The following is an 18,729-nucleotide window of genomic DNA, read 5'->3' as shown; positions in this document are numbered from 1 at the left end:
ATTCTTAAAGCTTTCTTAAGAATTGATGTAAGTTTTATCCATTTCCATTCTTATATTGTCAGATAATCCTCCAAATATAATTTGGATACCATTTCCTTTTTGAAGCATTCCGCTTGCTCCAATGGATTTAAAATAGGTGACAGATTTAACTAGTTCTATTTTATTGACATTTATTCTTAGTCTTGATGCACATGCGTCGAGATATGTGATATTGTCTCTACCTCCAAGTCCTTCTAGTACTTTTCTGGCAATTTCTGATATTGCTGTTTTTTGTGTGCTTATTTTTGTAACTTCTTCTTCTACTTCTTCACGTCCTGGTGTTTTTAGATTGAATTTTATGATTGCAAGTTTGAAAATGTAATAAAATCCAATGAAGTAAAATATTCCAATAATAGGAATCATTATCCAAGTTGTTTTGCTATTTCCTTGCAGTATTCCAAATAGGAACATATCGATAAATCCTCCAGAGAATGTTAATCCAACTCCAATATTGAAAACATGTGCTAATAGATGAGCCAATCCAAATAAAGGAACATATATAAGATAGTAAAGGGCAGGAGCTGCAAAAAGGAATGCAAATTCAAGAGGTTCTGTTATTCCTGTTAGCATTGATGTGAAACTAGCTGATAATAATAGAGAAGCTGTGTTTTTTTTATTCTCATTTTTTGCGGTATGATACATTGCAAGAGCAGCGCCAGGTAATCCAAAAATCATTATTATAAATTCACCACTAAAAAATCGTGTTCCTCTTGTAACTTCAAAATGTACAGTATTAGGATCTGAGAGTTGTTTGAAGAAGATATTTTGTGCTCCTGAGACCAGTTCTCCATTAATTTCCATTGTTCCGCCCAAAGATGTTTGCCAGAATGGCATATAAAATATGTGATGAAGACCAAAAGGTATTAAAGACCTTTTTATTGCTCCATATGCGAATGAACCAAAATATCCAGACTTTTCTATAATATTTCCAAATGAGATCATCATTCCTTGAATGACTGGCCAAATGCATGTTAAAATTATTCCTACTATGAACATTACAAGCGTAGTGATGATGGGAATGAATCTTGATCCTCCAAAAAATGCTAGGAATGTTGGTAGCTGGATATTATGCAGTCTGTTATGAAGCATTACTGCAATAAATCCCGCAACCATACCTCCCATTACGCTCATTTGAAGAGAAAAGATTCCAAGTACATTTGTGTATTCTTGGCTTTTTGCGATTGCCTCTGCTTCAGGTGTTCCAATTGCTATTAATGCTTCTACATTGACAGTTGAAGCATTAATGCCTTGAAGAGATAAAATTCCATTTATAGTTTGATGCATAACTAAAAATCCTACAACGCCAGCAAGAGCCGCTGTTCCTTTTTCAGCTTTTGCCAATCCAATTGGAATTGCTACTGCAAACATTAAAGGTAAGTTTGCGAAAATTACTTCACCTGTATATTTCATTAAAGATAGTATTGAACTTGTTAAAGTTCCCTCGCCAAGTATGTCCTCAATTCCATAAGTTTGAATCATTGTTTTGTTGGTAAGTGCTCCACCAATTCCTAGTAAAAGACCAGCTATTGGTAAAAGAGCTATTGGTAACATAAAAGCTTTTCCTACCTTCTGTAATGTTGTAAATATAGATCCTGGTGATATTGACATAACATCCCCTCCCTTAAATTGTTGTTAAAATTTAATATAATTAACATTTTTAATTATATTATATAATTAATATTAGCAATATTTGTCGATCTTGTAAATAAAATTAAGTACAAATTTATTGTTAAGGAATGAGTACTACTCATTCCTTTTAAGTTGTCATTATTGAGATGTTTGTAGTTCTTTCATAATTTTTTCTATTTCTGTGTTGACATTATCTGATACAACACCAAATATAATTTGTAATCCTTTATCTTGTCTTATAATTCCTTTAGCACCAAGTGATTTAAAGTAAGCATTATCTTTAATAAGTTTGATATCATATACTTCGATTCTGAGTTTTGTAATGCAGGCACTGTTGTATTTAATATTAGCAATTCCCCCAAGGCCTTTGATGGTTTTAGTTGTAACTTCTCTTAAATTATCAAGTATTTCTTTTGAGCTTGCCCTTGTAGCAGTTACTCCGTCGTCTTCTCTTCCTGGAGTTTTAAAGTCAAATCTGACTATGGTCCATTTAAAGACAAAGAAATATATAAAGAAATAAGGTATCCCGACGTAGAGTATGTTTATCCAACTTGTTCTTTCATTCCCTTGAAGTATTCCGTAAAGGAGGTAATCAATAAATCCATCTGCAAATGTTACTCCTACTCCAACGTTTAAAAGATGCATCAATACAAACCCCATGCCGTACATAAAGACGTTAAATCCAAAGAATAGAATAGGGGCTGCAAAAAGGAATGTAAATTCAATGGGTTCTGTTATTCCTGTTAAGAATGATGTGAATGCTACAGAACCTAAGAATGCTGCCATTTCTTTTTTGCGTTCAGGTTTTGCTACCCACCACATTGCAAGCGCTGCTCCAGGGAGTCCAAATGCGTGTCCTGGCCATTTTCCAACCCAAAACCTTGTTCCTTTTGTAACTTCAAAGTGTCCTGAGAAGTTTGGATCTGCAAGTTGTGCGAAAAATATTTTTTGTGCACCTGAGACTAGTTCTCCATTAATTTCCATTGTTCCTCCTAAAGGTGTTTGCCAGAATGGCATATAAAATATGTGGTGAAGACCTGTTGGAACTAGTGTTCTTTCAATTATGCCAAATAGGAATGAACCAAAGTAACCAGATTGTTCTACAATTTTGCCTGTCATAGCAATTACGCTTTGTATGGGAGGCCAAATAAATACAAGCATTATACCAATAATTAACATTGTTCCGGTTGTAACTATTGGGACAAATCTTGTTCCCCCAAAGAATGCTAAAAATTGAGGTAGTTTAATGTCGTAGTACTTGTTGTGAAGATATGCAGCAATGAACCCTGAAATCATGCCCCCAAGAACTCCTATCTGAAGAGTGTGCATACCAAGTACATTTGTATATTCAAATGATTTTGCAACAGCTTGTGCTTCATTGAGACCTGTTGTCATTAAATATGCAGAATTAACTGTTTCGGTAGTTATTCCTTGTATTGTAAGGGTACTGTTTATAGCTTTGTGCATAATTAAAAATCCAATTCCTCCAGCAAGACCCGCTGAACCTTTTTCTACATTTGCAAGACCAATGGCAATGCCTAATGAGAATATTAGCGGTAAATTTTCAAATACCACACCACCAGTGTCTCTCATGACTGATAAAATAATGTTTAAAAGGGTTCCTTGTCCCAAAGTATTTTGAAGGTTATAAGCTTGAATCATTGTTTCATTGGTAAATGCACCACCAATTCCTAGCAAAAGTCCGGCTGCTGGTAGAAGGGCTATTGGTAACATGAAGGCTTTACCGATTTTTTGCAAAATAGCAAATTTGTTTGACATAATAAATTCTCCTCGTGCTCACTATATTAAATATAGTATATATTAATTAAATTAATTAATATATACTATATTTAAAGTGATAATAATTAATAATTAATTATCTTGATTATATTTGAAAAGTTACCAATGTTATTTATTTTGTAATAGTGTTTAAATATTTATAGATTTCTTCGTTCTTGGGAGCATAATCCGATGGTAGCTTTTTATTTAAGTCTCTTATATGTGGATTTGCTCCTCGTTCTATAAGAGACCTAATGAAGTTTATGTCGTATCCGCTAATTATGGCATTGTGAAGGGCATTTTTGGCTTCCTGATCTGTTAGGTTGATGTTAAAATCTTTTGACATTGCATAATTTATTATATTCTTAGATTTTGATTTTACTGCGTGAATGAATACAGGACTTCCATCGGAGAATATTGTGTTTAATGAAAAAGCGTTTGGTTTTTGTTCTAGAAAGACTTTAAATTCGTTTAAATTATCATTGCTTACTAATACTTTGAGCTTACGTTTTTCTTCGATGTATGTTTTATATTCGTTTTTAAGTTTAATACTTTTCAGAAAATTATCTTTATTCTCTTTTAAATCTATATAGTAGGGAATTGTATCAATATTATTTTTATAATAATCAATGGTAACTTGATTATTATTTGAATCAAGATAGTAGATATTTAGTAGTTCTTTGAAGTAATTGTTATCATCTTTAATGATCTCAAATTTAACCCCATGTTTTTGATATTCTTTAAATGGAATTAAATTGTAGTTTTGATCGTAAAATAATAAATCCGTTATTTGACCTTTTGAGTCTTTAATTACGGGAATGATATTTCCATCTTTATCAACACCTATTTCTGATATTTTATTATCTAAACTAGGCAGTTTGTATTTGTTATATATTGGTAGAGTTTCTTCTTCTAATTTTGCAATCCTGTCTTTAATTTCTGTGTTCATTGCTTTAATATAGGCATTATAATTTTTTACAATATCATCTGCTGGTTTGTTTATATTTTTTGAATATTTTTCAAAACTAGCATTAAATATGGTGTTTATTGGTGTTAGTTTTGACATTAATTCCATTTTTATTGGTTCTTGTAATTTTGAGAGATATTTTTGTAAAAATGTTGCATTGATTTTGTGTACTTCAAGGAAATTTTCTTTGAATGTTTGGAAATTTTCTAGTAATTGTTTTTCTGAGAAATAATGAGACAAGTTAGAAGCGGTTATAAAAAGGATAAATAGCGTTAAGTAATATAGAGAATTAAACTTTTTTATCTTACTCTTGATCTTTACTCTTAAATTTTTGTTAAAGATGGTGAAGGATGTAATTCCTATAATAATATATCCAAGATACATAAATATTTTGCTTAATGCATAATAACTCATTTAAGTTCCTTTAGGTTAATTTTTTATATTATTATATCAAAACAGATTTATTTTATTTACTTTGTTTTTGCGAAAAAGTATAATCAAATTGATTGTATGCGTATATTTTTAAATTCTTGTGTATTTTTTATTTTTATATTTTTGTTAAGTTGTTCCACAATTTTACTGGATGAATCTGGAGAGGGAGATAATTTAGATTTATTAGCTTTAAAAGCTTTGATGATATATCCTGGACTTAGAATTTCAAAATCTGATCTAAGTAAGTATACAAGTTTTAATGATTCTAAGTGTAGTTTTGATATTTTGAAAGTTGAACAAAAGGGTTCAGTTTATATTTCTGAGTCTAGTTATAATAATAATATTGCATATATTAAGAGTCTTTATTTGTATAATAAAAGATTATATAAAGTTATCTTAGCGTATAGTGTTGTTCAGGGTTTATCTTTTAAATCCGAGGTTTTGAGGTTTTTGGATGATCATAATATTAAAGAAAAATTTCCTTTAAGAATAAATTTTCCTTATTATAAAATAGATATGGATAATAGATCTTGGATTGTGCTTAGAAAAGATTTTTTAGATATTCTTATTCAAGATAAGAATGCTTTAATTTTTGCTAAACGAAAGCTGGAAAACATACTTAAAAGCTTTTCCAAACAATAAGTTATTTATTCTAATTCTTCGAAGATTTTTTTTATGCTTTCTTTTCTTGTATTTTCTCTTTTTTCTAAATCTATAGCTATTGATTCTTTTAGCTTCTCTACATTTTGTAGTAAAAGCTCTTTAGCCCTTGCTCTATCTATTTGCTTAACTTTTAGTTTTTTTTGTATCTTGTTTTCTTTCTCAAGTCTGTGAATCTCGTTAAGCATGCTTAACTTAAAGTGTATTATATTTTCAGATACTTGAAATTCTTTTGCCATTACTTTTTGCGGATATTTTATCGATTTGTATTGAAATACCTTTAATTTTAAAGTAGTAGTTGGGATTAATAAATTTGCTGCAAATATGTTGGCTTCTATTGTCATTTGGTTATCTTGAGTATTAATCGTATCTGTTCTCTTTGATGGATTAAAAACTTGGTATTTATGCATTAAATAATGGCCAAGTTGTTGTGCTATTGCAAATCTTTTGTTTTGTAGATTCATTGTTTCGTTTATATATATAGTTTTTTTGTTTGGTTTAATGTATCCGGCAAAATTTTTGTATTTGTCTTCAAATGAAATTTCAAATACTTTCAGTCCTTCTCCTATGGCAATCTTTATGATTGGTACTGGTATTAGTAATACAGCATATTTTGAGATTATATAATCAGAATAAATATAAGGGGCTTTAATATATGAGCTAAAATTATTGGATTTCATTCAATATAAACATTCTCCTTTTAATATTGTATAATATAATTTAATTATGAGATATAGTTTTTTCTTATTTGTTTTATTTTTTTTTTCATGTAAAACTTTAAATGTACATGACTTTTTAGATGAAAAATTTGACAGAATTGAGAGAGCTAATTACTTCCTTTATTTTTATCCAAATAGTCAAATCTATATAAAGAGGGATAAATTGACTAATAATTTTTCTGTGTTTTTGAATGTTGTTTTGGATTCGAAGTTAAATTTTGATGGTGGTTATTTAAAATTAATTCAAGATGATAACTATATTGGTGATGTTAATATTTCTAAGGTGGTTGGCATTGGGAATTTCAGATTCTTGTATGTTGATATTGATAAAAATAATGCTGATCTTATTTTAAGGGCTCTTAAGCCTTACAAAAGCTTATCTTTTGTTTTAGATGATAATTCTTATCAAGTGTGGACTAGAGGGACTTTTGAATATGATGCTAAATTTATTGATGTTGACTTTGAGAGTACCCGAGATACTCTAAGATATGCCCTTGAAAATAATATTTTGTAGTAAATTATATTCTTGTGTAAAATTTTATAGTAGATTGATGACAAATTTTTCTAATAGGTATATTATTTTTTACTGTTTTATTTTCTTGATGTTTTCTTGTGCAACGATTGAGTTTGAGAACATTCATGGGTTAAGTAGAAATTCGAAATATGTTAGATTGATTTTTGATAAGAATAAGGTTTCTTTAAGGCATTATTTTACTATTTCTGGCAAATTTAATTTAAGATATAAGGAACCATTATTTTTGCAATGTGGTAATGATATAGTGGCTTCGTTTCTACTTGGGCGTTATAAAAGAATTGGCGGTGAATATATTCAGACTTTCTTTAGTGTTGGTAAGGATGTTTCTTTAAAAGTGTACCTGGAGCTTATTAAGATTGGAAAATTTTTTATTGTAAACAGTTCTGGTAAAGTTCTTAAAACCATTGTTTTTTCACATTGGTCCGATAGTGAAGATATTTTACTTCAAAATAATAAGGTTAGCTAATATATATAATACGAGTTCTAAAGGAATGTAATTTCATTTAGTTATTGTAGATTTTAAATCTGTGCATATTTTTTTGATGTCATTTTCGTTTGTTTTTTATGATATTAGTGCTAATTATTGGTGATAATAGTATTAATTTTGGTTTTTTTATACAATAAAAGTTGTCTGGAAGGAGGAATTATTTTTTGAGTAAAGGTAGAGAGACATTAATGTCGCAGATTAAAAATAATAGTCTTGATTATAAGACAGAGATTATAGCTGGGCTTACAACATTTTTAAGCATGGCGTATATAATAATTGTTAATCCTTATATACTCTCTAGTGCAGGGATGCCTTTGGGAGCATTGGTAACAGCGACATGTTTAACAGCTGGGTTTGCTACTATTTTTATGGGGGTTTTTACTAATACTCCTTTGGCATTGGCTTCTGGAATGGGAATTAATGCATTTTTTGCATTTTCTGTTGTTAAAGGTATGAATATACCTTGGGAAGTAGCTTTGGGAGCAGTTTTTGTTGAAGGTATTATTTTTATTATTTTATCTTTATCTAAAGCACGTGAGAGCATTGTAAATGCTATGCCGATGAATTTAAGATGTGCTATTACTGTTGGGATAGGATTATTTATTGCCTTTATTGGTTTTGTAAATAGTGAAATAATTGTTAGGAACGAAGCTACATTAATTGGTCTTGGGAATCTTATAAATTTAAAGGTTTTCCTTACCTTGCTAGGTATTATTGCCATATTTATTTTTGAACTTAAAATGATTAGGGGTAGTATATTATTATCAATTTGTATAACTACTTTAATGGCATGGTGTTATGCTCTTTTTGATAGAGAAGCTGCTTTGAGTATAGGAATTAGATTGCCGGATGGTGTTTTAAGATATGAATCAATTGCGCCTATATTTAATAAATTAAACTTTTCTTATATTCTAGGTGAAAATTTTTGGAATTTTGTTTTTATAGTATTTATTTTGTTATTTAATGATCTATTTGATACTGTTGGAACTTTGGTAGGTGTTGCTTCAAAGGGAGATTTGACTGATAATACGGGTAAGATACGTAATGCTAGTAAAATATTACTAGTTGATGCTATTTCTACCACTTTTGGAGCAATTATGGGTGTCTCTCCTGTAACTACTTATGTAGAGAGTTCTACAGGTATAGCTGAGGGTGGAAGAACAGGATTTACATCAGTTGTGACAGGTATTTTATTTTTATTGGCAGTATTTTTTGCACCTTTATTTATTGCTGTTCCTTCTAGTGCAACTTCAGCTGCTTTAATATATGTGGGATTTTTTATGTGTAAAGAAATAAAGAATATAGATTTTTCAAATATGAGAGAAGCTATTCCTAGCTTTTTGATATTGTTTTTGATTCCTTTGACTTATAGTATAGCTTCAGGAATAGGAGTTGGGATAATTTTTTATGTTATTATAAATGTATTGCATAATTTATTTACCAAAGAAAGTGTAAAAATCGCTCCCACCATACTTTTATTATTTTGTATTTTTATTTTAAAGTTAGTATTTTCTCATTAAATTGTTTACTCTATTGTTATAACTCAATAGAGTAATCTGTTTATTATTCAGATAGGTTTCTATTTATATTGACTATCATTGAATATGTATTAGCTACTTTATTGAGTTTTTTATTTGACTGTATTTATAAATTATTGTGTTTCTATTTTTCAAAGAACTTAGTTATATCTGAGATCAAATATTTCTTAGTGTTGTTATCTTTTATTCCTAGCTCATGATTTATGGAATTGAATTTAATAATTTTATAGATATATCAATGGTTTATAGTTTTATTGCTTTTTTCTTGGGCTTTCTGGTTTATAATCTCATTGATTTGATTATTATCATTGATAGATACATTTTTTCATATTAATGTTTTAACGTTAATTTCTTCTGGGTGGAGCATAAAAAATTACTAGAATAAAAATTAAATTATTTTTAATAAACCGAATACTTTTTGTCTTTTTGACTTGTATATAAGTAAATATATTTTGTTAATTTTTGATTTGCATATTATTAAAGTTAATATCACTGTTTAAGCTGATTGTAATTTTTTGTTTTTAGTTTATATCCTTGAATTTGTTTATTAGATCTTTTTTATTAGAACAATTTTTAAGGTTGTTATTCTGTATTTAAATCTAATTTAATAAATTGTATAATTTAATAGTTGATATTAATTTATATTTGGTATAATATCATCACTTTAATGACAAGGGGAATTTTTATGAAGGAATATTTGTTTGTCTTGTCAATTGTAGGGTTTGTACTTATAGCTTGTGATGTTAAGGGCCATGGTAAAGGTAAGTCTGGCATAGATAATGGATTTGGGAAGTTTGTTTCAAAGAGCATTGGAGTTAAAAAAACTAAAAATAGTAATCTTATTAAAAATACTGTTAAGGTAAAAGTGAAGAAAAAAACTTCTTCAGATGAAACAGTCTTTAATTTGCGATTAGAAATAATTGATTTGATATCTAGAGAAATTGACAAGATAAAATATTCTGAATTAAAAATCATGAGTGAACCTCATGATTTTTATGGTTTACCTTTTAGTTACATTCTCTGTAGAGAAAAGGAATTTGTTTTATTGTGTTCTAATTCAGAATGCACCAGAATGTATAGAAGAAGATTTTATTTATCACTTGATTATGATGAGCATAAATTTGAAGAATTAAGGGCATGTTTTGCTAAAATAAACCTTAGTGGGGTTGTTGATCTCTTAAACTGCATTTTTAGTGTGGTATCTTGTGAATATCAGTTCAAGCTTGAATATTTAATTGAAAATATGAATCTTAAAAGAGATATATTGTTGGATATGTCTATTAGAGATTTATATGATATTAAATCAAAGCTTGAATGGATTCTGTCTCTAAAGAAGACGTGGAATACTGGAGTAGATGAAATTATTGGTTTTTTTAATAGGTATTTTGAAGACACAGAGTTTATGTTAGAGGATTTTAATCATTTCATGAATCAACGATTTAAGTCTTTAGTAGGACAAATGGAAAAAGTTGGAATGTTGGTTGCTGCGATTTTGGAATTGGTGTCTTAATGTTTGTTGAGACTGAGAATAATAGATTTTTGTTGAATTTATAAAATTATTTTGCAAAAATTGATGTAGAAATTGCATGTCTCACTTATTTTTTTGTTGTTGCTTTTGATTCTTTATTATTTACTAATATTTGCAGTGATTCTATAAATATTGCTTATGCAATAATTTCACCATAAATTGGTGATCTAATTGTCAATTTAGGTAACTTAATATTATAGAAGTAGAGATTATTAGATCTCATAACAGTCTTTTCCTGTTTTAGAGTATTGTTTTTTTGTTTGTTTCGTCTAGAAATTTAAAAATGAAAAAGAGTCAACATCAAACAGTCCTTTGTCATTTATTTTTAAGTGAGGAATTACCGTTAATGACATGAAAGATAATGTCATTAAGGGAGAATCTAAATTAGAACCTAAAACATTCCTACAAAAATTATTTAGTTGAATATATTTTAAAGCAACTTCTTTGGGTGGGCTAATGCTCATCAAACCAGCAATTGGCAGTTTTAATATTAAGGTATCTTGGTTATTTAAAGCACATAAACCCCCTTTATTCTCAATAATAAGATTTGCTGCTTTACATAAATATTCATCACTAGTACCAAGAACTATGATATTGTGAGAGTCGTGAGCAACTGTGCTTCCAATAGCTCCATTCTTGAGTCCAAAATTTTTTATAAAACCTATCGATATTTTGTTGTGGTTATTGTATCGATTTATTACTGCTATTTTTAAAATGTCTTTGCTGATATTTGATTCAAAGTTTGGTGCTAATAGGTTATTGTCAGTCATGGTTTTATTAGTGATAATTTGATTATTAATGCAATTAATTGTTGGTATAGTTTTACTTTGTGTAAAAAATTTAAAGTCTTCAATTGACTTTTTGCTGCAATTGAAATTATTGATAGGATTTTCATTTAGTAGTGGGATATATGATTTACCATCACTAAATACCAATTTACCATTTATGTAAGTTTTGTCTACTTTAAATGTTTTTAGATCTTTAGTAATAATAAAATCAGCAGGATCCCCAACTCGTAGTAATCCAACTGGGATTTTATAGTGCATAACAGGGTTAATACAAGCGATTCTTAAAACATCGAAAAAATCATGACCATATTTTATGGCACGTGCAACCATTAAGTTTATATGCCCTTTAAGCAAGATATCAGGATGTGCGTCATCACAACAAAACATTAAATGATCTCGGTATTTTCCTGAACATTCACTAATTAGAGGGTGCAAAGCTTCAAAATTTTTAGCCGCACTGCCTTCTCTAATTAAGATTTTCATGCCTAAAGACAACTTATATCGTGCATCTTCTATTGTTGAACATTCATGATCGGTACTAATTCCTGCGGATGCGTACTTTAAAACTGATTCCGGTGATAAACCGGGTGCATGTCCGTCGACAACTTTGTTACGCTTTAAAGCAGAATGAATTTTATTCATTACTTTAGGGTGTCTATTGATTACACCAGGGCAATTCATCATCTCAGCTAGATAATAGATATTATCTAGTTCCAGTAGTTTATCTACATCTTTATCATCCAAGACGTGACCGGAGGTTTCAATTTCTAAAGGCAAAGCTGGAACACAAGAGGGTGCACCAAAAAAAATTTTGAAATCAATTTTATTAGAGTTGTTTATCATGAAATTAATACCATCAATACCATTGACATTTGCTATTTCATGGGGATCACTTATTGTAGATACGGTTCCATGTTGAACTACTAAATGAGCAAAATGTGATGGAATAAGTAAGGAACTTTCTATATGTATGTGAGAATCAATAAATCCTGGTAATACATAGTCTTTTAAAGATTCATTAGTTCTTTCTATGTTGAAAATGGTACCATTTTTTATTGTTATATTAGAAGGGTAAATTTCTTTATTCAAAATATCGATATAATTTGCTTTAATTAGTAATAAATTCATTATTTTTCCTTTAAGATAGTTCTTTTTTTATAATATGTTACTGCAATATTTGCTATATCAATATATGTAAATTCAAAAAATTTTAATACCGATATATTTAGTTTATATCTTTCTAGAATATAAGGTTTGTAGTTCCTTTGTTGATTTCCATTGTATTTGATGTAATTCTTATATTAAAGTCAATTTTTTAAAAAAGGTAAGATTTTGATTGAAAATTTAGGAAATAGTGTTAAGTATTACATTTATTATCAATTTTTGTTAAGCAATGGAGGCTTTTTGCACTTATGTGTAATCATAAATATTTGGTGTTTAAATTATTAATTTTTTTATTAGTTTGTTTCAATGGATATGCTATTTCTAATAAAAATAGCAATATTTTAGTAGTGTTTGCTATGGATTCTGAAGCTTCTGAGCTGAATAAGCTTATGTCTCGTAAAGAAGAGATAGTATTGAAGTATTATGGGTTTAATAAAAAAATTGTTAAAGGCAAGATATCTAATCGCAATGTTATTTCTGCTGTTGTGGGTATTGGAAAGGTAAATACAAGTTTATGGACTAGTTATCTTTTGTCAAAATATAATATAAGTCATATAATTAATTGTGGGGTTGCTGGTGGGGTTGTTAACCCTAAGGTAAGTAATCTTAAGGTGGGAGACATAGTGGTATCTTCAGAGGTGGCTTATCATGACTTTGATTTGGTTAAATTTGGACATAAAATTGGACAGGTTCCAGAATTACCTCAGAAATTTAGTAGTGATAGAAATTTGATTGAAAAGGCTTTAAAAGCTATTAAAGCAAATCTTAAAGGTGTTAATGGATATTCAGGATTAATACTAACAGGAGATCAATTTATTGAGCCAGTTTATTTGACAAAGATTGTGTCAAACTTTGAAGATGTTATAGCTGTAGATATGGAGGGTGCGGCATTGGGACATGTTGCTCATGTCTTTAATGTTCCTTTTATAGTTGTTAAATCTATATCTGATATTGTAAACAATGAGGGCAATGAAGTTGAATACAAGGAATTTCTTAAGTTGGCAGCAGTGAATGCAGCTAAAATGGTACAGGAGATCTTGCAATTACTCTAATTATTAGGTTCTTTGGTGTTTATGAATAGTGGTAGTTTGAATTTCTAAGTTAGTTAACATAGAGTTGTTTATAACAGGATGTTAGTATAAAATATCTTATACAAATTAATAGTTAATGAGCTTATTAACTTGTATATTTGGGTAATAGATTGATAAGGCAAGTGAGTTCTTGCCTGTCCTTGTTTAAGGATTGTAGGTATAAATTTTGTCTTGTCTTGTTAACACGTTGCATAATCAGTTGTTTTGATTGTTAAAGTTGATAAGATTATCCTTTTTAAGGAATTTATAGTGAATAATAATGTGGTGATTGTATTAGATTTTGGCTCTCAGTATAGTCAATTGATTGCAAGAAAAATTAGAGAGATGGGTGTTTATACAATAGTCATTGCATATTCTATTTCTGCAGAAGAGATTAAAGATATGTATCCTGTGGGGATAATTTTAAGCGGAGGGCCTGCTTCTGTTTATCTCGACGAAGCTCCTACTGTGGATATTGATATTTTTAGCTTAGGTGTACCGATTTTAGGAATATGTTATGGAATGCAGCTAATCATTAAATTGTTTGGGGGCGTAATTTCTAAATGCGATAAGCAAGAATTTGGTAATACTGAGCTATTTATCGAAGATGATCAATCTAATTTATTTTTTGGTCTTTCCAATAAGTTAAAAGTAATGATGAGTCATGGAGACAATATTGAAAAAGTTCCAAGCAATTTCAAACAAATAGCTTATACTGAAACTTGTATTGCTTCTGTATTTAATGAAGAGCAAAAAATTTATGGATTACAATTTCACCCAGAGGTAACTTGTTCAGAGGTTGGTAATCAAATACTTAAAAATTTTGTTTTTAAAATTTGCCAAGCTCAGGTGAACTGGAGTTTAAGTAGTAGCATAGATGATTTTGTGGAAAAAATAAGACTTCAAGTAGGTGATAAGAGAGTAATTTTGGGACTTTCTGGTGGAACAGATTCTTTAGTATGTGCATTACTTATTAATAATGCAATAAAAAGTAATTTAATCTGTGTTTTTATCGATACTGGCTTGTTACGCAAAAATGAAGTTAAGGAGATATTAGAACTTGGTAGACGGTACAATTTAAACATAAAATATGTTAATTCTTCTTCAATATTTTTGAAGAATTTAGAAAATATAGATGAACCTGAAGAGAAAAGAAAAATTATAGGAAGAACATTTGTAGAGATTTTTGAAAAGGTTGCTTTAGAAGACAAAGATGTAGAATTTTTGGCACAAGGAACGATTTATTCAGATGTAATTGAGTCTGAATCGAGAAATAATGTTTTTTCATCACATATCAAATCACATCATAATGTAGGGGGCCTTCCAGAAAAAATTAGATTAAAACTTTTAGAACCGTTAAGGGAGCTTTTTAAAGATGAAGTAATCCAATTAGGGATTCAATTAGGGATTAAAGAGAATGCTCTTTATAGACATCCCTTCCCAGGTCCAGGATTGGCAATAAGAATAATTGGCAAGATCACTCAAGAAAAAATTAATATTCTTCAGGGAGCTGATAGTATTTTAATAGAAGAGCTTTTGGCAAATAATTTATATTATAAGATAAGACAAGCATTTGTAGTTTTATTGCCTGTAAAATCTGTTGGAGTGATGGGGGATAACAGAACATATGAATATACAGCTGTTATTCGATGTGTTAATACTTTAGACTTTATGACTGCTAATTGGGTTGAATTACCTTATGATTTTTTAAGAAAAGTTTCTTCAAGAATAATTAATGAGGTCAGAGGTATAAATAGAGTTTGTTATGATATTTCTTCTAAGCCCCCAGCAACAATAGAATGGGAATAATAAAAATAAGGAGAACTGATTGATAGAAAAAATAGTAAAAGAAGCTTTGACTTTTGATGATGTTTCTTTAATTCCTAGAAAATCATCTGTATTGCCCAGTGATGTTGATTTAAAGACAAAGTTGACAAAGAATATATCTTTAAATATACCTTTTTTAAGCTCCGCCATGGATACAGTTACAGAAAGCCGAATGGCAATAGCTATGGCTAAAGAGGGTGGAATAGGAATTATACATAAAAATCTTACCATTGAAGCTCAAAGGAAAGAAGTAGAAATAGTAAAGGTTTATCACCGAACCGGAATTATAAAAAATCCTATCACTATTGATGAGAATGCAAATGTACAGGAAGCTAAGATATTAATTGCAAAACATAAGATCTCTGCATTGCCTGTTACAGATAAAACAGGTAAAATATTAGGTCTAGTAACTAATAGAGACATTAAATATATTACGGATAATAATGTTCCTGTAATAAATGCAATGACAAAAAAATTAATTACAGCAAAAGAAGATATAACGTTAACAGAAGCGAAAGAAATATTATTTAGACATAAGATAGAAAAGCTACTTATTGTTGATGAGTCAAACAATTTAAGAGGATTAATAACCTGTAAAGACATAGATCATGTGGAGCATCAAGAGTATTTTCCTAATGCATGCAAAGATGTGAAAAATAGGCTAAGAGTAGGAGCAGCTGTTTCTATTGATGTTGATACTTTAGAGCGTGTTGAAGAATTAGTCAAAGCGGATGTTGATGTAATTGCTATTGATTCTGCACATGGACATTCTACGAGAGTAATTGAGCTTGTAAGTAAAATTAAAAATAAATACCCAAATTTGGATGTTATTGCAGGTAATATAGTAACTAAGGAAGCAGCCCTTGATTTAATTGATGCAGGAGCAGACTGTTTGAAGGTTGGAATAGGTCCAGGAAGTATATGTACAACAAGAATAGTTGCAGGAGTTGGAGTACCTCAGTTAACTGCAATTCATGATGTTTTTGAAGCTTGTAAACATACAAATACTTGTATTATAGCGGATGGTGGAATTAGATTTTCAGGAGATATAGTTAAAGCAATTGCAGCTGGAGCTGATAGTGTGATGATAGGCAATCTTTTTGCTGGTGCTCATGAATCCCCCTCAGAGGAAATAATTTATAATGGAAAAAAATTTAAAGTTTATGTCGGTATGGGCTCTCTTTCTGCTATGGCTAGGGGTTCCAAATCAAGATATTTCCAATTTGAAAATAAAGAATCCCCTGGTAAATTGATCCCTGAAGGCATTGAAGGAATGGTTCCTTATGTTGGAAAATTAAAAGACATTATATTTCAATTAAAGGGAGGTCTAATGTCTGGAATGGGTTACTTGGGAGTGGGAACAATATTAGAATTAAAGACAAACGCTAGATTTGTAAAAATAAGCTCTGCTTCTTTAAGAGAATCCCATACACATGATGTTTTGGAAAATAACAAATGATATAATTTGATTATGTTTAAGAATGCTAAGGTTTTATAGTATTTCTAGTATTAAGGGAAAGAGGAGAGTGTTTGTTAAGTTCATCTTTCTTTTGATAGTTTGTTCTTGTAGCTGCAACTTCTGTAATAATTTTTTGTTATATGGGATTAGAATTTTTATTGCTATTGACTGGGATAATAAATTGTTGTTTTTAGTAAATATGTAAGATTTTAATGCTGGTGGTAAAATTGGTAATGTTGGTGATACTGAGGATGCAGAGAAAGCAGATGCAGCAAGCGTTAAGGGTCTTGTTGAAGGGATTAGTATGATCTATGAGGCAGCAAAGGATGCTGATACTGAGCCAAAAGGAAATGCTAATAAGGCGATTGCTGATTCTAAAGAATTTGGAAAGCTATTTGGTGATACTGGTAATGTTGATGCTAAGTCACTAAGTGGAGCCAGGAAAGCAGTAATTGCAGCTAGTGGTGCAGATATATTAGCAGCAATTGAAGCAGCTAAGGATACAAGTAAGCAAGCAGGTAATATTAGTGCAGCAAAAAATGCTTATGACATTGCAGTTGCTACTAAAGATGATACAAATGCTCATGATGATATTAAAACAAATGCATCAGCAATAGCAGCAGGTTTAGCATTGAGAGCAATGGCAAAGGATGGTAAATTAGCAACTGTTGCTACTCATGCACCAGGACAAGCAGTGAATGCAGTATTAATAGGAGTAGTTGGTAAAACTGTAAATGAGATAGTATCTATTGTAAGAAGAACAGTTGATAAATGTTTAAAAGATGTTGATGATTGCATAAAAGAAGATTCCAGTAGTGTAGTAAAACCTACAAATTAATATAGTGTGGTTATTCATTGGAATAAGTTTTTACAAGCAGGAATTCCTGCTTTTTTATCTAAATACTCAGTATCTTTAGTGATACTGAGTATGAAGTTAGTTTTTACTAATTGATATTAAGCTAGGGGGTCGAAAAAAATTTTTTTAGGTTTTCATTACAATAGTACAAGCAATATATTATTATCAATTTGTACATAGTTGCTGCTGAGTGAACAAATTTATTTTCTTTTATGTATTTTTTTTAAAGAGATGTCACAAAAATGTACAATGTATAATTACAAAAATATATGAGATAATAGTAGTTTTTGCAATCTATTAGTAGATTTATAAGGTATACCAAGTTGTTTGAGGTGTAGATTAATATAAGATTTGAGGGTATGTAGGTTTTTGTTTGATGTTTGATCAAGGAAGAAAGATTCAACCAGAGAAGCAATAGTAGAGAGAGTTTTATTAGTATGGTTTTTAAATAGATCTAGGTTATTTTTATTAAGTTTTAGTCTGTTAAAAGACTTAATATAGTTTATTTTTTCGTATAAGTCTAGTATACAAGGTTGATTATCTAATAGGATATTGAGATGAGTATTATTGTAATAGATATTATTGAAGGTAATTTTAGACTTAGCAATCAAAGAGTAGATAGAAATTATATGTTTTGTAGTGATAGAGAAGTTGAATATATTTTTAGCGATGTAGTTAATTTTGTATGCATGAATAGAAGATAAAATATTTTTATTTAAATTTTTAATAATGGAAGTAGCAATAACATTGGGTTCGAGTAAAGAATATTGTTGAAACTGTAGACCATTACTTAATGTATAAGTAATAATATTGTTATTAAAAGTATAAAATATTTTGATAAAAGGATCTTTTAGATGTGTTAAAGGTATGCCGGAAGCCATAATAATGCCGAGTAAATTGTGAATAGTGCTAGAAGAGAGAATAAGATAATTACTAATGAGAATAAATTCATCAGGATTAATTTTATGAATAGGGATATAAGGTATATTATTAGTAAATAAATTTTTTAGAGAGAACATATATATATAAATATAATACTATTAATCTAGCAAAGAGGGAGGTAACTATATATTTTTTTAAAGCAACTATTGAGTTTTTTATGCAAACTATTAATTTTGTATAAAAAGGTAAATTAAACTTATGAGTTTTTTGTGTAAACTATTAATTTTTAGTAGCAAACTTATGAGTTATATGTGGAAACTTATGAGTTATATAAATGGATAAACATTCTATACTATTAACAAATTATAAT

Annotated in this window: 14 protein-coding genes and 1 pseudogene; 9 read left to right on the top strand and 6 right to left on the bottom strand. The window is 29.4% G+C overall.

The window, feature by feature from the left end; genetic code table 11:
• Positions 1 to 15: 15 nt before the first annotated feature.
• The 3 genes from bpSLO_RS07095 to bpSLO_RS07085 all read right to left on the bottom strand — a co-directional run bounded on the left by bpSLO_RS07095 (position 16) and on the right by bpSLO_RS07085 (position 4,828).
• Positions 16 to 1,647: a PTS transporter subunit EIIC gene (locus tag bpSLO_RS07095; protein WP_246990162.1), complete on the bottom strand. Its 1,632-nt coding sequence runs from the start codon at positions 1,645 to 1,647 to the stop codon at positions 16 to 18.
• Positions 1,648 to 1,806: 159 nt separating this feature from the next.
• Positions 1,807 to 3,447: a PTS transporter subunit EIIC gene (locus bpSLO_RS07090; protein ID WP_246990161.1), complete on the bottom strand. Its 1,641-nt coding sequence runs from the start codon at positions 3,445 to 3,447 to the stop codon at positions 1,807 to 1,809.
• 133 nt (positions 3,448 to 3,580) lie between these two features.
• Positions 3,581 to 4,828, bottom strand: a complete 1,248-nt coding sequence (locus tag bpSLO_RS07085) for an ankyrin repeat domain-containing protein (protein WP_246990160.1) — start codon at positions 4,826 to 4,828, stop codon at positions 3,581 to 3,583.
• Positions 4,829 to 4,924: 96 nt separating this feature from the next.
• Here bpSLO_RS07085 and bpSLO_RS07080 point away from each other — a divergent pair, with 96 nt between their 5' ends.
• Complete coding sequence (locus bpSLO_RS07080; protein ID WP_246990159.1) at positions 4,925 to 5,488, top strand: hypothetical protein; 564 nt, start codon at positions 4,925 to 4,927, stop codon at positions 5,486 to 5,488.
• A gap of 5 nt (positions 5,489 to 5,493) precedes the next feature.
• Here the strand turns inward: bpSLO_RS07080 and bpSLO_RS07075 are convergent, their stop codons facing one another.
• Positions 5,494 to 6,186 (bottom strand): ImmA/IrrE family metallo-endopeptidase, encoded by a 693-nt coding sequence (locus tag bpSLO_RS07075; RefSeq protein ID WP_246990158.1) that lies wholly within the window; start codon positions 6,184 to 6,186, stop codon positions 5,494 to 5,496.
• Positions 6,187 to 6,388: 202 nt separating this feature from the next.
• On the opposite strand from bpSLO_RS07075, the gene bpSLO_RS07070 reads away from it, so the two are divergent.
• From bpSLO_RS07070 to bpSLO_RS07055, 4 genes are all read left to right on the top strand, one after another.
• A complete protein-coding gene (locus tag bpSLO_RS07070; protein WP_246990157.1) occupies positions 6,389 to 6,739 on the top strand; it encodes a hypothetical protein in 351 nt (116 codons plus the stop codon).
• Between the two features lie 88 nt (positions 6,740 to 6,827).
• A complete protein-coding gene (locus bpSLO_RS07065) occupies positions 6,828 to 7,226 on the top strand; it encodes a hypothetical protein (protein ID WP_246990156.1) in 399 nt (132 codons plus the stop codon).
• Positions 7,227 to 7,411: 185 nt separating this feature from the next.
• Positions 7,412 to 8,767, top strand: coding sequence for an NCS2 family permease (locus bpSLO_RS07060; protein WP_246990155.1), 1,356 nt, complete (start codon positions 7,412 to 7,414; stop codon positions 8,765 to 8,767).
• Between the two features lie 703 nt (positions 8,768 to 9,470).
• On the top strand, positions 9,471 to 10,295 hold the full coding sequence (locus bpSLO_RS07055) for a virulence associated lipoprotein (RefSeq protein WP_246990154.1): 825 nt from the start codon (positions 9,471 to 9,473) through the stop codon (positions 10,293 to 10,295).
• 287 nt (positions 10,296 to 10,582) lie between these two features.
• Here bpSLO_RS07055 and ade read toward each other — a convergent pair whose 3' ends face one another.
• Positions 10,583 to 12,229, bottom strand: a complete 1,647-nt coding sequence (gene ade, locus bpSLO_RS07050; RefSeq protein WP_246990153.1) for an adenine deaminase — start codon at positions 12,227 to 12,229, stop codon at positions 10,583 to 10,585.
• A gap of 284 nt (positions 12,230 to 12,513) precedes the next feature.
• Between ade and bpSLO_RS07045 the strand changes: the two genes are divergently transcribed.
• From bpSLO_RS07045 to bpSLO_RS07030, 4 genes and pseudogenes are all read left to right on the top strand, one after another.
• Positions 12,514 to 13,317, top strand: coding sequence for a 5'-methylthioadenosine/adenosylhomocysteine nucleosidase (locus tag bpSLO_RS07045; protein WP_246990152.1), 804 nt, complete (start codon positions 12,514 to 12,516; stop codon positions 13,315 to 13,317).
• A gap of 288 nt (positions 13,318 to 13,605) precedes the next feature.
• Positions 13,606 to 15,144: a glutamine-hydrolyzing GMP synthase gene (guaA, locus tag bpSLO_RS07040; protein WP_246990151.1), complete on the top strand. Its 1,539-nt coding sequence runs from the start codon at positions 13,606 to 13,608 to the stop codon at positions 15,142 to 15,144.
• A gap of 19 nt (positions 15,145 to 15,163) precedes the next feature.
• Positions 15,164 to 16,621 carry an IMP dehydrogenase gene (guaB, locus tag bpSLO_RS07035; RefSeq protein WP_246990150.1) on the top strand — a complete coding sequence of 486 codons (1,458 nt, stop codon included), beginning with the start codon at positions 15,164 to 15,166 and terminating at the stop codon, positions 16,619 to 16,621.
• Between the two features lie 214 nt (positions 16,622 to 16,835).
• A pseudogene (locus bpSLO_RS07030) lies at positions 16,836 to 17,459 on the top strand (variable large family protein); the annotation flags it as partial.
• A gap of 275 nt (positions 17,460 to 17,734) precedes the next feature.
• Here the strand turns inward: bpSLO_RS07030 and bpSLO_RS07025 are convergent.
• Complete coding sequence (locus tag bpSLO_RS07025; RefSeq protein ID WP_083253466.1) at positions 17,735 to 18,496, bottom strand: hypothetical protein; 762 nt, start codon at positions 18,494 to 18,496, stop codon at positions 17,735 to 17,737.
• Between the last annotated feature and the right edge of the window lie 233 nt (positions 18,497 to 18,729).

It is taken from the genome of Borrelia parkeri (assembly GCF_023035815.1).
Taxonomy (GTDB): Bacteria; Spirochaetota; Spirochaetia; order Borreliales; family Borreliaceae; genus Borrelia; species Borrelia parkeri.
This window is presented reverse-complemented; position numbering and strand designations above follow the sequence as displayed.

Bases quoted from the DNA above. Each gene is read 5' to 3' on its own strand.
- bpSLO_RS07095 (WP_246990162.1), bottom strand. From the start codon at position 1,647: ATGTCAATATCACCAGGATCTATATTTACAACATTACAGAAGGTAGGA.
- bpSLO_RS07090 (WP_246990161.1), bottom strand. From the start codon at position 3,447: ATGTCAAACAAATTTGCTATTTTGCAAAAAATCGGTAAAGCCTTCATG.
- bpSLO_RS07085 (WP_246990160.1), bottom strand. From the start codon at position 4,828: ATGAGTTATTATGCATTAAGCAAAATATTTATGTATCTTGGATATATT.
- bpSLO_RS07080 (WP_246990159.1), top strand. From the start codon at position 4,925: ATGCGTATATTTTTAAATTCTTGTGTATTTTTTATTTTTATATTTTTG.
- bpSLO_RS07075 (WP_246990158.1), bottom strand. From the start codon at position 6,186: ATGAAATCCAATAATTTTAGCTCATATATTAAAGCCCCTTATATTTAT.
- bpSLO_RS07065 (WP_246990156.1), top strand. From the start codon at position 6,828: ATGTTTTCTTGTGCAACGATTGAGTTTGAGAACATTCATGGGTTAAGT.
- bpSLO_RS07055 (WP_246990154.1), top strand. From the start codon at position 9,471: ATGAAGGAATATTTGTTTGTCTTGTCAATTGTAGGGTTTGTACTTATA.
- ade (WP_246990153.1), bottom strand. From the start codon at position 12,229: ATGAATTTATTACTAATTAAAGCAAATTATATCGATATTTTGAATAAA.
- bpSLO_RS07045 (WP_246990152.1), top strand. From the start codon at position 12,514: ATGTGTAATCATAAATATTTGGTGTTTAAATTATTAATTTTTTTATTA.
- bpSLO_RS07025 (WP_083253466.1), bottom strand. From the start codon at position 18,496: ATGTTCTCTCTAAAAAATTTATTTACTAATAATATACCTTATATCCCT.